Annotated in this window: 13 protein-coding genes and 1 pseudogene; 8 read left to right on the top strand and 6 right to left on the bottom strand. The window is 69.5% G+C overall.

The window, feature by feature from the left end:
* Positions 1-354 precede the first annotated feature (354 nt).
* Positions 355-1,158, bottom strand: coding sequence for an SAM-dependent methyltransferase (locus OIE13_RS10880; protein ID WP_326640499.1), 804 nt, complete (start codon positions 1,156-1,158; stop codon positions 355-357).
* Between the two features lie 333 nt (positions 1,159-1,491).
* Here OIE13_RS10880 and OIE13_RS10875 point away from each other — a divergent pair, with 333 nt between their 5' ends.
* Positions 1,492-2,109, top strand: a complete 618-nt coding sequence (locus OIE13_RS10875; RefSeq protein WP_326640501.1) for a hypothetical protein — start codon at positions 1,492-1,494, stop codon at positions 2,107-2,109.
* 139 nt (positions 2,110-2,248) lie between these two features.
* Here OIE13_RS10875 and OIE13_RS10870 read toward each other — a convergent pair whose 3' ends face one another.
* Positions 2,249-2,665, bottom strand: coding sequence for a hypothetical protein (locus OIE13_RS10870; RefSeq protein WP_326829947.1), 417 nt, complete (start codon positions 2,663-2,665; stop codon positions 2,249-2,251).
* A gap of 202 nt (positions 2,666-2,867) precedes the next feature.
* Between OIE13_RS10870 and OIE13_RS10865 the strand changes: the two genes are divergently transcribed.
* From OIE13_RS10865 to OIE13_RS10855, 3 genes are all read left to right on the top strand, one after another.
* Positions 2,868-3,518, top strand: coding sequence for a class I SAM-dependent methyltransferase (locus OIE13_RS10865; RefSeq protein WP_326640505.1), 651 nt, complete (start codon positions 2,868-2,870; stop codon positions 3,516-3,518).
* A 168-nt stretch (positions 3,519-3,686) separates the two neighbouring features.
* Positions 3,687-4,733 (top strand): LLM class flavin-dependent oxidoreductase, encoded by a 1,047-nt coding sequence (locus tag OIE13_RS10860; protein ID WP_326640507.1) that lies wholly within the window; start codon positions 3,687-3,689, stop codon positions 4,731-4,733.
* A 73-nt stretch (positions 4,734-4,806) separates the two neighbouring features.
* On the top strand, positions 4,807-4,935 hold the full coding sequence (locus tag OIE13_RS10855; protein WP_326640509.1) for a hypothetical protein: 129 nt from the start codon (positions 4,807-4,809) through the stop codon (positions 4,933-4,935).
* 111 nt (positions 4,936-5,046) lie between these two features.
* Here OIE13_RS10855 and OIE13_RS10850 read toward each other — a convergent pair whose 3' ends face one another.
* Positions 5,047-6,282 carry an MFS transporter gene (locus tag OIE13_RS10850; protein WP_326640511.1) on the bottom strand — a complete coding sequence of 412 codons (1,236 nt, stop codon included), beginning with the start codon at positions 6,280-6,282 and terminating at the stop codon, positions 5,047-5,049.
* 465 nt (positions 6,283-6,747) lie between these two features.
* On the opposite strand from OIE13_RS10850, the gene OIE13_RS10845 reads away from it, so the two are divergent.
* Complete coding sequence (locus OIE13_RS10845; RefSeq protein ID WP_326640513.1) at positions 6,748-8,553, top strand: ABC transporter ATP-binding protein; 1,806 nt, start codon at positions 6,748-6,750, stop codon at positions 8,551-8,553.
* 215 nt (positions 8,554-8,768) lie between these two features.
* A complete protein-coding gene (locus OIE13_RS10840; RefSeq protein WP_326640515.1) occupies positions 8,769-10,559 on the top strand; it encodes an ABC transporter ATP-binding protein in 1,791 nt (596 codons plus the stop codon).
* 918 nt (positions 10,560-11,477) lie between these two features.
* On the opposite strand, the pseudogene OIE13_RS10835 reads toward OIE13_RS10840, so the two are convergent.
* A pseudogene (locus tag OIE13_RS10835) lies at positions 11,478-12,683 on the bottom strand (RNA-guided endonuclease InsQ/TnpB family protein); the annotation flags it as partial.
* A gap of 250 nt (positions 12,684-12,933) precedes the next feature.
* On the bottom strand, positions 12,934-13,143 hold the full coding sequence (locus OIE13_RS10830) for a hypothetical protein (RefSeq protein ID WP_326640518.1): 210 nt from the start codon (positions 13,141-13,143) through the stop codon (positions 12,934-12,936).
* Between OIE13_RS10830 and OIE13_RS10825 the strand changes: the two genes are divergently transcribed.
* Together OIE13_RS10825 and OIE13_RS10820 are read left to right on the top strand one after the other, a co-directional pair.
* Positions 13,132-13,434: an AMP-binding enzyme gene (locus tag OIE13_RS10825; protein WP_326640520.1), complete on the top strand. Its 303-nt coding sequence runs from the start codon at positions 13,132-13,134 to the stop codon at positions 13,432-13,434. The two genes, OIE13_RS10830 and OIE13_RS10825, sit on opposite strands and share 12 nt — an antisense overlap.
* 146 nt (positions 13,435-13,580) lie before the next feature.
* Positions 13,581-14,648, top strand: coding sequence for a hypothetical protein (locus OIE13_RS10820; protein WP_326640521.1), 1,068 nt, complete (start codon positions 13,581-13,583; stop codon positions 14,646-14,648).
* 55 nt (positions 14,649-14,703) lie between these two features.
* Here OIE13_RS10820 and OIE13_RS10815 read toward each other — a convergent pair whose 3' ends face one another.
* A complete protein-coding gene (locus tag OIE13_RS10815) occupies positions 14,704-15,348 on the bottom strand; it encodes a hydrolase (protein WP_326829946.1) in 645 nt (214 codons plus the stop codon).
* Between the last annotated feature and the right edge of the window lie 25 nt (positions 15,349-15,373).

Below are 15,373 nucleotides of genomic sequence, written 5' to 3'. Positions count from 1 at the left end.
TGCACCAAAAGCTGATTCTCAACTTGGATTTGCCGACCAGACCGCGCGAGCCGCAGGGGACGGTGCGGGTCGTTACCGTCACCCTGCGGCCTGCGACCTTTACAATGTAGATTTAAAATCTCTCGGCGTGGCCTTCCCGCCGGCGTGGCGGGGCAGGGCGCCTGCCAGGCTTGGAAGACGCCGTCGTTCTGGCCGCCTGCCTCGACCAGGCACCGGACATCGCCGTGGGCCTGGCCGGCTACGACCGGCAGGGGCGATGGTGAGCCACCGATCAACCGGCGAACGAGTGCGACATGGGGCTGGATCTCGTCCCCGGTATGCCTGGCGCGAAGGTCGACCGGGGCATCCGCGGGACTATCGCTTGTAGGCGATCCCGCCGTACATGAGCCGCTGGCCGACGGTCAGCTGCGCCGGGATCGGCCCGTCGGGTCGCCACAGGGGCAGCGCGACGACGCCCGGTTCGAGCAGCTCGAACCCGTCGAAGAACGCGGTGATCTCCTCCGGCGTCCGGAACCGGCCGGTGCCGAGCAGCGCGAGGTACTTCTGCTCCGCGTCACGGGAGTCCTGGCTGGAGGCGCAGAAGTGGGTGATGAAGAGGTAGCTGCCCGACGGGACCGCCGCCATGTAGGTCTCGACGATTCCCCGGGGGTCGTCGTCGTCGTGCAGGTGGTGCAGGACCCCGACCAGCATCACGCCCACCGGCCGGTCGAGGTCGATGAGCCGCTTGACCGCCGGGTCGGCGAGGATCGCCTCGGTGTCACGCAGGTCGGAGGTGACCATCGCCGTACGGTCGTTCTCCGCCAGCAGCGCCCGGCCGTGGGCCAGCACCATCGGGTCGTTGTCGACGTAGACGACCCGCGCCTCGGGATTCACGCCCTGGGCGACCTGGTGAGTGTTCTCCACGGTCGGCAACCCCGAGCCGAGGTCGATGAACTGGGTGATGCCCTGCTTCGCCAGGAACCGCACCCCCCGGCCGAGGACCTGACGGTTGTAGGTCGCCACGTCGTAGATCTCGGGGACGATCTTCACGATCTCCGCGACGAAGGCCCGATCGACCTCGAAGTTGTCCTTGCCGTTGAGGACGACGTCGTAGGCCCTGGCGATGCTGGGCCTGGTCGTGTCGATGCCGACGTCCCGCTCATCCCTCTTGTCGGTCACAGGGGTCCTTTCCTCGTGATCTCGGGGTGATCCGAGAGATCATATGACGTAGAAAGCCAGTAAAGATGGCCCTTCGACCACGATCACGATCACGAAAGCCCCGACCTCGGGTCAGGCGCCCCGCCGCAGCCAAAAGGTGTCCGGCGACCACCATCCGATCCGGGCAGCGTCTCCTGTCCGACTTCGCCGGCAGGGGAGCCGTGTCCCGCCCCACCCGGGACAGAAGTCCCCTGGAGCCAGGAAGATCCAGGACTCCCGGCATGACCCCGCTCCCTGGCCGCCCGGGACGCGGCGCGGAGACAGTGGTACCTCCAGCAATCAAGGAGGAAGACCGTGTCCGTTCACATACAGCCGAGCAACGTCAATCCGGACGGGGCCGCCGCGCCCTTCGCCGCCGCGGCACCGCAGCAGATCCGCATCGCCGGGGTACTCCTGGCCATCGGGGCCACGGCATGGGGGGCCGGTACGGTCATCGTGGGTGACAAGATCCAGGAAGGCATCCAGACACTCGACACCGTCACCGGAATGCTTTTCATCGTGGGGGTCTTCGCCCTGGTCCGGGTGGTCCTGGCCACCCGGGGGACAGGCGACGGGTGGAGCCGGGTGATCCCGGCCGGGCTGCTGGCACTGCTTCCCGGCGCGTTCCTGCTGAACGTGTTCTCCTTCGGTTACGCGACCCACGACGACTTCCCGCTCGCGCTGATGATCCTCGACGCCTGCTGGCCGCTCAGCATGCTCGGCATGCTGGTTCAGGGCATCGCGGTCGCGGTGACCGGCCGCTACCAGGGGCTGCTGCGCTGGCTGCCGCTGCTGGCGGGACTCTGGTTCCCCGTGACCATGCTGGCCCAGATCTTCGGCGGTTCGATCGTGTCGACCTACGTCAGCGCGGCGTGGCTGCTGGGCACCTACGCCCACCTCGGGCTCCGGCTCACCGTCCGGCCGACGCTCTGACCTGCCGCCTCGGCGATCGGGGAGTCCCCCGCCCTCTGAGGCCCGGGCAGCACCGGTCATCGGCAGGGAGCCCGGAGGCACCCGGCGAGGTTCCCTCGACGGCGGCCAAGGGAGTCGTTGTCTCGGCGGTCCGGCAACCTCATCGAATCTCGGGCGGTTCCTCGGGCGGTTCCTCGGGCGGTTCCTCGGGCGACGGACCGAACGTGTCGGGAAAGGCGCGCTCTCCGAGCGTCTCCGGATCCTCCGACGGGTCGGACGGGTCGAGGAGTTGCCGCACGGGCGGCCTGTCGAGGAACGTGGAGACGGCCTCGACCACCCCCTCCCCCAGGGGTCGGAACGCGTCGACCACGGCCTGGGCAGGCGGACCAAGGCGGCTGCCGACCTCCTGGAGGAGGTCTTCCAGCACCTGCGGCAGCGGTGGCACCGGCAGGCCCGACTGGGACTTGGGGTGGGCCTTCTCCGGCGGTGTCCAGCGCATCGAGTCGTCACTCATGGCGAGCCATTCGTCGACGGCGCCGTCGATGGAGTCGAGCACGTGATCGGAATCGTCTGGCATGGCGGCTCCCCTCTTGACCGGGATCCGATAAGACGACGGTACCTCGCCCCGCCGCCACCGGGCAGAGGCGGCCCGGCGACAAGGTGGTGGCGGGAGCCCGCGGACGACTTCCGGGCCGTCCTCCCCGGTACGGCGGCGGAATTTCGATCATCAAAGCCCGCCAAACTGGCATAACCCCCTCATCTGGGGGAATGAGCTGTCGGTGCTCTCTCAAACTCGTCCCGCCAGCGGGGACACTCTCGCCTTCCTCGGCGCGATCATGCGTAATCCCCAGCAGCTGGGGGCGATCGCCCCCAGCTCGAAGGCCGTCGCCCGCCTGGCCGCGTCGGTGATCCCGGCCACTCCCGGAGCCGTGGTCGTCGAGCTCGGTGCCGGCGGCGGGGTGATCAGCGACGCGATCCGCGACCGCCTGCCGTCCGGAGGGCGGCAGCTCGCCGTGGAGGTCAACGAGGGCATGGTGAGCCACCTGCGACGCAGCAGGCCCTGGCTTGAGGTGGTCGCCGGTGACGCGGGGGATCTGGGCAAGCTGCTGAGGCAGGCCGGTCTGTCCCATGCCGACTCGATCGTCTCCTCCCTTCCCTGGACCCTGTTCGAGGAGTCGCGGCAGGAGCGCATCCTGGAGGAGATCTCGGCCTCGCTCGCCCCCGGCGGCACCTTCAGCACCATCACGACGCTGACCGTGCTGCCGCTACAGCGTTTCCGGCACTTCCGTGGCCTCATGGAGAACGCCTTCGCCACCGTCGGCACCCTGGGCCCGATCTGGTTCAACGTGCCGCCCGCCCTGGTGTACACCGGGGTCCGGGCGAGTGAGCGGCCGGCAGAGGACGTCTCCGGCGAGCCGGGCGAGGGTTGACATCACCTGCTGGAGCGGCATCCCTCCCGTCCGGGTGGCGGGGGGGTTCCCGCAGTGCTGATCGACGCCCGCCCGCCTGTGGTCGAATTGCCCCTCCAGCGGCAACTTCAGTAACCGATAATCCGGCTAATCGGAATAAACTTCCGCTTGGCACGGGTTGCCGCCTGCATGGCTGAAGACACCATCTGCGGCACGGCCCGCGGCTCCTCCGAGGTCCCCCTGTCGATCCTCGAGCTGGCCGTCGTCGGTTCGGGAGTGACGCCCACCGAGACCCTGGAGGCGAGCACCGAGCTGGCCAGGCGCGCGGAGGAGTGGGGCTACCACCGGATCTGGGTGGCCGAGCACCACGGCATGCCGTCCGTGGCCAGTTCCTCCCCCGCCGTGTTGATCGCCCATCTGGCCGCCGCGACCAGGAGCATCCGGCTGGGATCCGGCGGCGTCATGCTGCCCAACCACGCCCCGCTGATCGTCGCCGAGCAGTTCGGCACCCTGCACGCGCTGCACCCGGGCCGCATCGACCTCGGGCTCGGCCGGGCCCCGGGCACCGACCCCGCCACCGCGCGGGCGCTGCGCAGGAACGGTCCGGACGCCGACGACTTCCCCGAGCAGCTGGCCGAGTTGACCGCCTTCCTGGACGGCTCGTTCCCGCAGGGCCATTCGCTCGAACGGGTCGTCGCGGTACCCCGCTCCCCCGAGTCGGGCCGCCCGCCGATCTGGCTGCTGGGCTCCAGCGGTTTCAGCGCCCAGCTCGCCGGCATGCTCGGCCTGCCGTTCGCGTTCGCGCACCACTTCAGCGGGAACAACACCATCCCCGCCCTGGAGCTGTACCGGTCGGCCTTCCGGCCCTCCGCCGTCCTCGGCCGGCCATACGCGATGATCGGCGTCTCCGCCGTCGCCGCCGACACCTCCGAGCAGGCGCTGCGCCTGGCCCGCCCGGGCGCTCTGTCCATGCTGCGGCTGCGGCGCGGGGCCCCGCAGCCGGTCCCCACGCCCGAGGAGGCCGAGGCATATCCCTACAGCCCGATCGAGAAGGACTTCCTCGACGACCACCTGTCCAAGGTGGTGATCGGGGACCCCGTCGAGGTGCGGCAGGGGCTGGAGGACCTGCGCAAGCGCACCGAGGCCGACGAACTGATGATCACCACGATGGTGCACTCCCCCGCCGACCGGATCCGCTCCTACGAGCTGATCGCCCAGGCGTACGGCCTCATCTGAGGCCACCGACGTGCGCGGATAAAGCCGCCAATCTCCATTGAATCTGCACACAAGGTCGTTACGCTCCCGCTTTATGATCAGATCGAGATGGGTGGACCTGCTGCTCGTCTGGCCGGCGGTGCTGCCGCTCGCGGTGTGGGCGGCGCTCAGGGCGACCAGCCCACCTGGCCGCAGCTGGGCTGGGAGTCCCTCCCCGGCGTGACGATCGACCACGTGCTCGCCGACTCGCGCATGGCGGTCAACACCTTCGGCGTCCACTCCCTGCCGGACACCGACCACCGCCCGGTCTTCGCCGAGCTCGGCCTGCCCCGGTTCACGGGCCACCGAGCGGTGCCCGGACGGCCGCGGCCCTCCGTGAGCGAGACCCGCCGAGGAACAGCACCAGGGCGAGAACCGCGTACGGCACCGCGGAGGCCGTGAAGATCGTGGCGTGGTCGGTCAGCGCCGAGGCGGCGGCGTAGCCGCCGTAGGCGAGGACGGCGCCCACCTCGGTGCCCAGCCCGGCCAGCGAGGTCACGGTGGCGCGGGCCGGGCCCGTGATGCTCTCCTGCAACCGCGCGTCGGCCAGCACGCTCGCCATCTGGAAGGCGCAGAAGGCGGCCGCGACGGCGACGAACCCCACCGCGACCCCGCCGGCCGCACCCGCGCCGAGCGCCAGCGCCCCGAACGCGAGGAGGGCCGCGAGCTCCCTGTCGGTGAAGCCCCGCCCGGCCGCCGCGAACAGGCCGCCGACCGCGATGCCCGCGGAGACCAGGAGCACCACGAGCGGCACGGCATGCGTGGCGACCCCGGCACCGACCGCGAGCAGCGGGACGTACTCCTCCAGCGACCCCCACAGGGCCGTCACCGCCGGCACCAGCAGCAGCGCCCGGCGCGTCGTCCGGTCGGCGCGTACCTCCCGCAGCCCGGCGCGCAGGGTCGCGGCGTAGCCGCCCGGCGAGGTCTCCTCCCGCTGCCCTCGTACGCGATGTTCGGGAAAGGTCAGTGCGACGGCCGTGGCGAGCACGCATGCCAGGACGCTGCCGGCGCCGACCAGCGGGTAGCCGCCCAGGGCGAACACCGGGGCGGCGACGGCCATGGACGCCATGACGGCGCCCGTGCCGATCGCACGGGCCCGGCCCATGATCGCGGCGTAGCGGCCGGCGGCGCCCAGACGGTCGAGCTCGGTGTAGACCAGCGCCTCCAGCGCGCCCGACTGCAGCGCTCCCGAGGTGCCCCACAGGACGAAGCCCGCGGCGAACACCCAGTAGGTGGGGACGGCGACCAGCAGGCCGAAGCCGATCGCGGCCGCCAGCGGCGCCAGGGCGAGCAGGGCGCGCCGCGAGGCGGTGTCGGCCCACACCCCCGACGGGACCTCCATCACGACGGAGGTGAGCGACCAGATCGCCAGGAGCGAGGAGATCTCCGCGGTCGACAGGCCCGTGTCGACGAAGAGCAGCGCGTAGAACGGATAGAGCAGGACGAACTCATCGAGGAACGCGTAGGTGTAGAGCGTCGCGGCCAGGCGCTTCGCGCGCCCGCCGGGCGCGCGAAAGGAAGAAATGGTCATGAGGTCCTTCTCGCGGGGACTGTGCGGACTCGGGATGCTCGGCATCTCCGGGGGTCCGCGGCAGCGCGCGCCGGACCGGCCTCTGGTTCAGGATCAATGTCGCCAGGTCATGGTGCCGACCCTACAACCGCCTCGCCGGTCGCCGCCTCCCCTTTTTCCTGCGGGGTACGGGTGTCCGTTCCCTCGGCAATCCCCCGGGCCGCGGGCTCGGTGGAAGGCATGAGGTCATCGGCCTTTCTGACCTGGCGGTTACAGGATGGGAGCCGTCACATCAATTGCCGACCCCGTATTCGGGCACGGAAACTGAATGGTCGCCCGCGCCGTGCGGGTGAGGGTGATCCGACGGGGCGTCCACCTGGAGCGGTGGTGCGGGAGAACGGTTGAGCGGGGATGGGCCTCCGGTTCGCCATGCCCTCGAGCGGCGATCACCTGGTGTGAGCACCGTGAGGAGCGTGCCGCCTGTTGATGCCTCCTGATACCTCGGACACAGAAACAGAATCCCGAACCCGACAATCCCCGCCCCTCCCTCGCCGTGGCGGGGCCCGTTCCCTGTGGCGGCTGAAGTCCTACCTGCGCCCCTACGCCACCCGCCTGGTCCTCATCTGGATACCGGCCTTCGCCGCGGTCGGGATCGGCATCGCCATCCCGCTGATCGGCAGGGAGATCATCGACGGCCCCGTGGCCCGGGGGGACAGCGAGGCCCTGCTCCCCCTCGCGCTGCTCGCCCTGGGGCTGGGCACGGCCGAGGCACTGCTCGTCTTCTTGAGGCGATGGCTGCTGGCCGACGCGGTCCTGAGCCTGGAGACCAGCATCCGTGACGACCTCTACAGCCACCTGCAGCGGCTGCCGATGGGGTTTCACGCCTCCTGGCAGTCGGGCCAGCTGCTGTCCCGGGCGACGACCGACCTGTCGGCGATCCGGCGCTTCCTCGGCTTCGGCCTGCTCTTCCTCGTCCTGATCACCATTCAGATCGTGACGGTGACCGGGCTGCTGCTGCGCATGTACTGGCCGCTCGGGCTGCTGGTCGTCGCCTCGGCGGTGCCGATCGTGCTCACCTCGCTGCACTTCGAGCGCAGGTACATCCTCATCTCCCGCCGTGTCCAGGACGAGCAGGGCGACCTCGCCACCGTCGTCGAGGAGTCGGCGGCCGGCATCCGGACGATCAAGGCGTTCGGCCGCGGTCGCCACGTCCTGGGAATCTTCGAGAAGGGAGCCGTGAAGGTCTACCGGACCTCGATGGAGAAGGTCCGCCTGTCGGCGAGGTTCTTCACCTTTCTTGAGGTGATCCCGAACATCACCCTCGCGCTCGTGCTGCTGCTCGGCGCCCTGGCGGCCGGCTCCGGCACCCTGACGCTGGGCACGCTGGTGGCCTTCACGACCCTGATGCTGCAGCTGGTCTGGCCCATCTCGGCGCTCGGCTTCATTCTGACGATGGGCCAGGAGGCGATGACCGCGGCGGACCGGGTGATGGAGGTGCTCGACACCGAACCGGAGATCGTCGGGGGCGTCCGCGTGATCGGGCGGCCCCGTGGACACCTGCGTTTCGAGGGCGCGGGGTTCCGCTTCCCCGGCGCCGCCGAGCCGGTGCTTCACGATGTCTGGCTGGAGGTGCGACCAGGGGAGACGGTGGCGGTCGTGGGGGCGACGGGGTCGGGCAAGACCACCCTGACCTCCCTGGTGCCGCGCCTGTACGACGTGAGCGCGGGCCGGGTCACGATCGACGGCGTCGACGTCCGCGATCTGCCGCTGCCCGAGCTGCGCTCGCTGGTCGCCACCGCCTTCGAGGAGCCGACGCTGTTCTCGATGAGCGTCAGGGAGAATCTCACGCTGGGGCGGCACGACGCGGCCGAGGAGGAGATCGCGACGGCGCTGCGGATCGCCCAGGCCGGATTCGCGTACGAGCTGCCATGGGGCCTGGAGACCAGGATCGGCGAACAGGGCATGTCCCTGTCCGGCGGCCAGCGCCAGCGGCTCGCACTGGCCCGGGCGGTCCTCAGCCGTCCCAGGATCCTCGTGCTGGACGACACCCTGTCGGCGCTGGACGTCGAGACCGAGGCCCTGGTCGAGAAGGCGCTGCGGCATGTGCTGCGCGAGGCGACCGGCATCGTCGTCGCCCATCGGGCCTCCACGGTGCTGCTCGCCGACAGGGTGGCGCTGCTGCTGGACGGCACGATCGCGCACGTCGGCCGGCACCACGAGCTCATGGCGAGCGTGTCCGAGTACCGCGCGCTGCTGTCGGCCGACCCGGACGCCGAGGAGGCACGGCTGTGAGCAGGACGGACCCCCCGGTGCAGGCCGGACACGTCCCCGAGAACGGGAGCTCCACCGCGCCCGCTCCCGGAGCGCCTTCCGGCAACGGGCGAAGGCGCGAGAGCGAGAGCGAGAACGGGAAAGGGAACGGGAAAGGGAAAGGGAAAGGGAAAGGGAAAAGGAACGGGAAAGGGAACGGGGAATGGCGCGGGGTCGCCGCGGAGAACCAGGACGAGTTGTCGGAGCAGGTGTCGTTCCTGCTGCGCAGCAGGTCCAGGCGGCTGCTGGGCGAGCTGCTGCGCCCGTACCGCGGGGAGATCGTCCTGCTCGTCGCGATCATCGTGACCTGCAACGTCGCCTCGCTCGCCATCCCCTACCTGGTCAAGGTGGGCATCGACGCGGGCATCCCGCCGATGGTCGCGGGCGCGGGGCCGGAGACGCTGTTGACCGTCGTCTCGGCGATCCTGGCCGCGGCGGTCATCCAGCTGGTGACCCGGCAGGTGTTCCTCAGGATGGCCGGACGCATCGGCCAGAGCATCCTGCTGGAGCTGCGGCGGCGGGTCTTCGGCCACTTTCAGAGGCTGTCGCTGTCCTTCCACGACGACTACACCTCGGGCCGGGTCGTCTCCCGCCTCACCTCCGACATCGACGCCATCTCCGAGATGCTCCAGTCGGGCTTCGACGATCTCGTCACCGCCGTGCTGACATTGGTCGGCACGGCGGTCCTGCTGCTCGTCCTGGACGTCCAGCTCGGCGTGGTCGCGCTACTGCCGCTGCCGGTCCTGGTGCTGTTCACCGGGTGGTTCCGGCGGCAGTCGAGCATCATCTACCGCAGGACCCGGGAGACCGTGGCCCTGGTGATCGTCCACTTCGTGGAGTCGATGGCCGGCATGCGCGCGGTCCAGGCGTTCCGCGGGGAGCCGCGCAACCAGGCGATCTTCGCCCAGCTGAACGCCGACTACCGGGACGCCAACCTGCGGAGCATGCGCCTGATCGCGATCTTCTCACCGGGCGTCAAGCTGATCGGGAACGTGACGGTCGCGGCGGTCCTGCTCTACGGCGGCATGCTGGCGATCCGGGACGAGGTCACGGTGGGCGTGCTGGCCGCGTTCCTGCTCTACCTTCGCCAGTTCTACGAGCCGATGCAGGAGATTTCGCAATTTTATAACACGTTCCAGTCGGCGGGGGCCGCGCTGGAGAAGCTCTCCGGCGTACTGCAGGAGCGCCCCGCGGTGGCCGAGCCGGGCGACCCGGTGGCGCTGGAGCGGCCGCACGGCAGGGTCGAGTTCCGGCAGGTGGAGTTCTCCTATCTGGACGGCACCCCGGTGCTGCCCCGGCTGGACCTGCTGGTCCCCGCCGGGCAGACCGTGGCGCTGGTCGGCACCACCGGGGCGGGCAAGACCACGCTGGCGAAACTGGTCGCCAGGTTCTACGACCCGGTGGCGGGGCGGGTGCTGCTGGACGGGGTCGACCTGCGCGACCTCGGCGAGGAGTCGCGGCACGCCGCGATCGTCCTGGTGACACAGGAGAACTTCCTGTTCAGCGGCTCGGTGGCGGACAACATCGGATTTGGAAGGCCGGGCGCGAGCATGGCCGACATCGTGGCCGCGGCCCGCTCGATCGGCGCCGACGCGTTCGTCTCGGCGCTTCCCGAGGGGTACGACACGCAGGTCGGCAAGCACGGCGGCAGGTTGTCGGCGGGGCAGCGGCAGCTGGTGGCGTTCGCCAGGGCGTTCCTGGCCGACCCCGCGGTGCTGATCCTCGACGAGGCGACGTCCAGCCTGGACGTCGCCGGCGAGCGGCTGGTGCAGCGGGCGATGCGGACGATCCTGGCGGACCGGACCGCCCTGATCATCGCGCACCGCCTGTCGACCGTCGAGATCGCCGACCGGGTGCTGGTGATGGACGGCGGCCGGATCATCGAGGACGGATCACCAGGCGAGCTCGCCGGGCGGGCGGGGCGCTACGCCGACCTGCACCGTGCCTGGATCGACAGCATCTCCGACCACCGGGACCTTCCCGGCTGACCCGTCGGCCCGCGTCAGGAGACCGGTGCGATGGCCTAGGAGTGGGCCATCGCACCACCGGTTCAAGGGTGGCCAATCGATCGATGCTCTTCCCGCAGGTCGCCTCCGGCTGAGAAATCATGGAGCCCAGAAGATCCAGGAGCGCTTCTGCACTAATCAACCGATTGATATTTTTGTCATTCCGCTTCCCGAAGTCCTCCGTATGAGAATCATCGACGCGCAGGTCCGGTTCCCCAGCATCTGCGCAAGACCGCAACCTACAACGCCGTTCGCTGATTCTCGGTGTTTTCCTGCGAGGCTCAGCGAGCCGCCGCGTTGCCGCGGCTGCGTTCTCCTTTTCGGAAGTTCCCGTTTCATCGGTGCGTGCCCGACACGAGTGCCAGGTCTTACCGCTCCTCCACGGGCGTTTGGCGTCTCCCCGCAACTCTGGGCGACGTCGAGACCACGCAAACGGCTGAAGGACGGGCCACGCTCAACTCCCGCCCCGGGCCCAGAACACCACCCGGTGCGACCGCGGGTGCGCCCAGACAGGACAGGCTTGGTTTTCGCTACACCACCATCCGGGCACGTCCCACCGAAGAGACACCGGCGGCCGGTGGACCGCACCTCCCTACCCCGCCTTTTACTCATTGCCGTCGTTCGATGACGGAGAGCCTAGCTTTGGGGAATGGTCGCTCTCGCCCCAAGCACGGAGTCCGCCCTCGTGGTGGTGTCCACCCCGGCATCGCGTGCCGTTCCCTCCACGGCGTCCGTCCACCGTGCCGAAGGACACGGGGAAAAACCGACGAATGCTGACGCAACAATCAGCAGTTCATAACCCCCTCTCGGCAGACCGAACAGTACGACCGCGTGCTGGGACTGACCGGCAAGTTGACTTCCTCCCCACGGCTGAAGCCGGGGGATTCCAACCCTCACGGGTCGGGTTTCCTGCTTCACCGGGCCGCGCCCTCGCCGCTTTCGCGGGTCGGGTCTTACCAGCCCTCCACAGGCGTTTCACCTCTCCGCCAGCCCGGCGGCGAGAATGTTCTTCGCGGCATTGACGTCGCGGTCGTGGACCGCGCCGCAAGCGCACACCCACTCGCGGACACCAAGCGGCATGGACTGAGCAATGCTGCCGCACGCCGAGCACAGCCTCGACGACGGAAACCAGCGGTCCACGACCAGCAGCTCCCGGCCGTACCAGGCGGCCTTGTACTCCAGCATGGACCGCACCTGACGCCAGGAGGCATCAGAGATGGCGCGGGCCAGTCGGCGGTTTTTTACCAGGTTACGCACTGTGAGGTCCTCGATCGCGATCACTTGGTTCTCGCGGACGATCGAGGTGGTGAGCTTGTGCAGGTGGTCACGGCGCCGGTCGCTGATCCGGGCGTGCGCCCGCGCGACCTTCACCTTCGCTTTGGCCCGGTTGTTCGAGCCCTTCTCTTTGCGGGCCAGGGCGCGCTGCGCGCGGGCCAGCCGGTCGCGGTCGGCGCGCTTATGCCGGGGGTTGGTGACCTTCCCCGCCTCGTCGGTGACACCGGCGATCGGCCGCGACAAGGTGAGCAGGGAAGTGATCCCGGCGTCGATGCCGACCATGTCGTCAATCGGGTCCAGGGGACGGATCCTGTCCTCGCACAGGATGGACACGAACCACCGCCCGGCCGCGTCCTTCGACACCGTCACCGTCGACGGCTCGGCCCCCTGCGGCAGCGGGCGCGACCACACGATGTTCAGCGGGCCGTCCATCTTTGCCAAGGTGAGCTGACCGCCCTGGTACTTGAACGCGGAGCGGGTGTACTCGACCGAGGCCCGCGACTTCTTGCGGGACTTGAACGTCGGATACTTGGCCCGCTTGGCGAAGAAGTTCGCAAACGCCGCCTGAAGGTGACGCAGGGCTTGCTGGAGCGGGACCGACGACACCTCGTTCAGGAACGCCAGCTCATCGGTGCGCTTCCACGCCGTCAGCTCCGCCGACGACTGCACATAGGAGACATGGCGCCCTTCGAGGGTGTAAGCGCGACTGCGCTCCGCCAGCGCCTTGTTGTAGACCAGGCGGACACAGCCGAACGTCCGGGCAAGCTCAGCAGCCTGCTCAGGGGTCGGATAGAAACGGAACTTGAAAGCCCGCTTCACCGTCTGCGCCATGCCTCACATCCTGCACGATCCGTTAGGCCTCGCGAGTACGTTCGACTCCATCCGCGCGGCAGTGTGCCGTGTTTCCTCCCCACGCCTAGAGGTGGGGGTCTCCACGCTGGAAGGGTTTAGATGAAAGACGGCACGCTGCCCGACCTGCTGGCCGCCATGGACTCCGAGGGCGTCGACCGGGCGATCATGCACGCCGAGTCCGAGTGCGGCGAGCCCCCGGAGGCGCTGAACGAGGCACTGGTCCAGGTGGTCACCGAACATCCCGGCCGCTTCTCGGGCGGCGGCGCGGGCGGCCAGGCAGGTCGCCGCCGCCTTCCATGGCGAGTGGCTGCGCACGGGCGACCTCGGCCGCCTCGACGAGGACGGCCACCTTTACTTCTGCGGCCGCGCCAAGGACGGGATCCGCCGCCGGGGCGAGAACATCTCCGCCCACGAGGTCGAGCAGGTCGTGGAGGGGCACCCGAGCGTGCTGGAGGCCGCGGCCGTCGGCGTGCCCAGCGAGCTGACCGAGGAGGATCTGAAGGTCTGCGTGGTGCTGCGCCCCGGCGCGAGCCTCACCGCCGAGGAGCTCACCGAGCACTGCGCCCACAACGCCGCTCCGCACATGGTCCCCCGGTACGTGGAGTTCCTCGACCGGCTGCCGAAGACGCCGACGCAGAAGGTGGAGAAGTTCCACCTCAGACAGGCCGGGATCACCCCGGCCACCTGGGACCGGGAGGCCGCACGCGCAGATCCGCCCATTCGCCGATAACCGACAGGGCCACACCTGGACCCTGGTGGCATGTCACCGTTCGAACAGAGCGGAAGAGGGCAGCAGCGCGGGGCACGACCGGATCGCGGTGACGCCAGGCGGCGCCGGTACTGTGATCGGGTCCCGCCCACCGCTGGAGGTATCTGATGAAGATAACCCGGAGACGACCCCTCCTCGCCGACTCCGTCAGGATCACCGACGACGCCGTGGAGATCCTCGACCGCCGCGTCTACCCCTTCGAGCATCGCTGGGTGCGCTGCGCCACCAGCGAGGACGTCGCGGTGGCCATCGAGCGAATGGTCACGCAGAGCACCGGCCCCTCCTTCGCGGCGACCGCCGGGATGACCCTGGCCGCCCGTGAGGCGCGTGCCGAGCCGCCGATCCTGGCGGCGGCCCGGCTGCGCGGGGCGGGCGACCGGCTGATCGCGACCCGGCCCACGAACAACCACATCCGCGACGCCGTCCACGCGATCCTGGCCGCCACCGTGGACGGGCCGCTATCCGAGGCGTCGGGGGAGGAACTGGTGGAGGCCGTGACCCGGGCCGCGACCGAGCACGACGCGGCCTACCAGGCGAGCAGCGCGGCCCTGGGCAGGCACGCGGCGGCGCTGCTGGAGGACGGCGCCCGCGTCCTCACCCACTGCTGGGCCGACGCCTACCTGATCGCGACGGTCGAGGCCGCACAGCAGGCGGGCAAGCGATTGGAGTTCGTCTGCACCGAGACCCGGCCCTACCTGCAGGGAGCGCGGCTGACCGCGCCGACGCTGGTGGAGATGGGCTACCGGCCCACCCTGATCACCGACGGGATGGTCGCCTCGGTGCTGGCCGACGGGCTCGCCGACGTGGCGCTGACCGCGGCGGACCGGGTGACGATGGACGGCCACGTGGTGAACAAGGTCGGCACCCTCGGGGTGGCACTGGCCGCCCGCGCCTTCGACGTCCCGTACTACGTGCTGATCCCGGCGCCCGACCCCCAGGCGCCGGGAATCGACGACGTCGTCATCGAACGGCGGGACGGCGACGAGGTCCTGCACGTGCTGGGGAAGCGCACCGCGGGCGAGGGCGTGACCGGCCACTACCCCGCCTTCGACGCCACCCCTCCGCACCTGGTGACCAGAATCGTGACCGAGCGCGGCGCCTTCAACGCCGAGCGTGTGTCGGAGCACTTCGAGGTGCCGGAGCGTTCCGGGGCGTCCGGGTGTCAGGGGCGATGAGGGCCCCACGTGACCCCGGCCGCCGAGTAGTTCTGCGAGCCTCACGGTTGGTCGGTCAGCGTTCGTCGCGGTCGTAGGCGAACTGCAGGCCCGCGGTACCGCCTGTCTCGATGAAGAGCCTCGTGAAATCACCAACGGTTTCCTTGCGGGACCAGTCGCGTTGCAGTTCACACAACAGTTGCACCCAGGTGATCGGTCGTGCTCCGGCCTGCTCGATTCGACGCAGCGCGACCTCGTGGGAGATCAGCGACGTGCCACCGACGGCGTCCACGACCGGATAGACCTCGTAGCCCTCACGCAGCGCGTCGAGCGTGGGAAACGTCAGGCAGGCCTCCGTCCACAGAGCCGCCATCACCAGCTTCCCGCGGCCGGTGGATTTGACCGCGTCGACGAACTCGCGGTCCTCCCAGGCATTGATCGACGTGCGGTCGTACGTGGGTAGGTCACCGAGGACCTGCCGCAGTTGCGGGATCGGTGGTTTGTTGAGCCCGGTCTGGACGTTGACCGTCGAGTGCACGATCGGCAACTCGTAGGCGCGTGCGATCTTCGCCAGCCCGACGATGTTGTCGACAAGCGACTGGCGGTCCATCGAAGCGATCGAGTTCACCTGGACCGGTTGATAGTCGATGATGACAACCGCCGCGTTCTTCGGCGTCAAAAGCTCATCGGTCTCCGGATCTCGGATGCGCTCGCTGGTCATCACGGCAGCTCCCCTCAGTCATGGT

Origin of the sequence: Streptosporangium sp. NBC_01810 (genome assembly GCF_035917355.1) — a bacterium.
GTDB lineage: Bacteria > Actinomycetota > Actinomycetes > Streptosporangiales > Streptosporangiaceae > Streptosporangium.
This window is presented reverse-complemented; position numbering and strand designations above follow the sequence as displayed.

Coding starts and splice junctions, on each gene's coding strand:
- OIE13_RS10820 (WP_326640521.1), top strand. CDS start 13,581: ATGAAGATAACCCGGAGACGACCCCTCCTCGCCGACTCCGTCAGGATC.
- OIE13_RS10845 (WP_326640513.1), top strand. CDS start 6,748: ATGCCTCCTGATACCTCGGACACAGAAACAGAATCCCGAACCCGACAA.
- OIE13_RS10860 (WP_326640507.1), top strand. CDS start 3,687: ATGGCTGAAGACACCATCTGCGGCACGGCCCGCGGCTCCTCCGAGGTC.
- OIE13_RS10870 (WP_326829947.1), bottom strand. CDS start 2,665: ATGCCAGACGATTCCGATCACGTGCTCGACTCCATCGACGGCGCCGTC.
- OIE13_RS10850 (WP_326640511.1), bottom strand. CDS start 6,282: ATGACCATTTCTTCCTTTCGCGCGCCCGGCGGGCGCGCGAAGCGCCTG.
- OIE13_RS10815 (WP_326829946.1), bottom strand. CDS start 15,348: ATGACCAGCGAGCGCATCCGAGATCCGGAGACCGATGAGCTTTTGACG.
- OIE13_RS10855 (WP_326640509.1), top strand. CDS start 4,807: ATGATCAGATCGAGATGGGTGGACCTGCTGCTCGTCTGGCCGGCGGTG.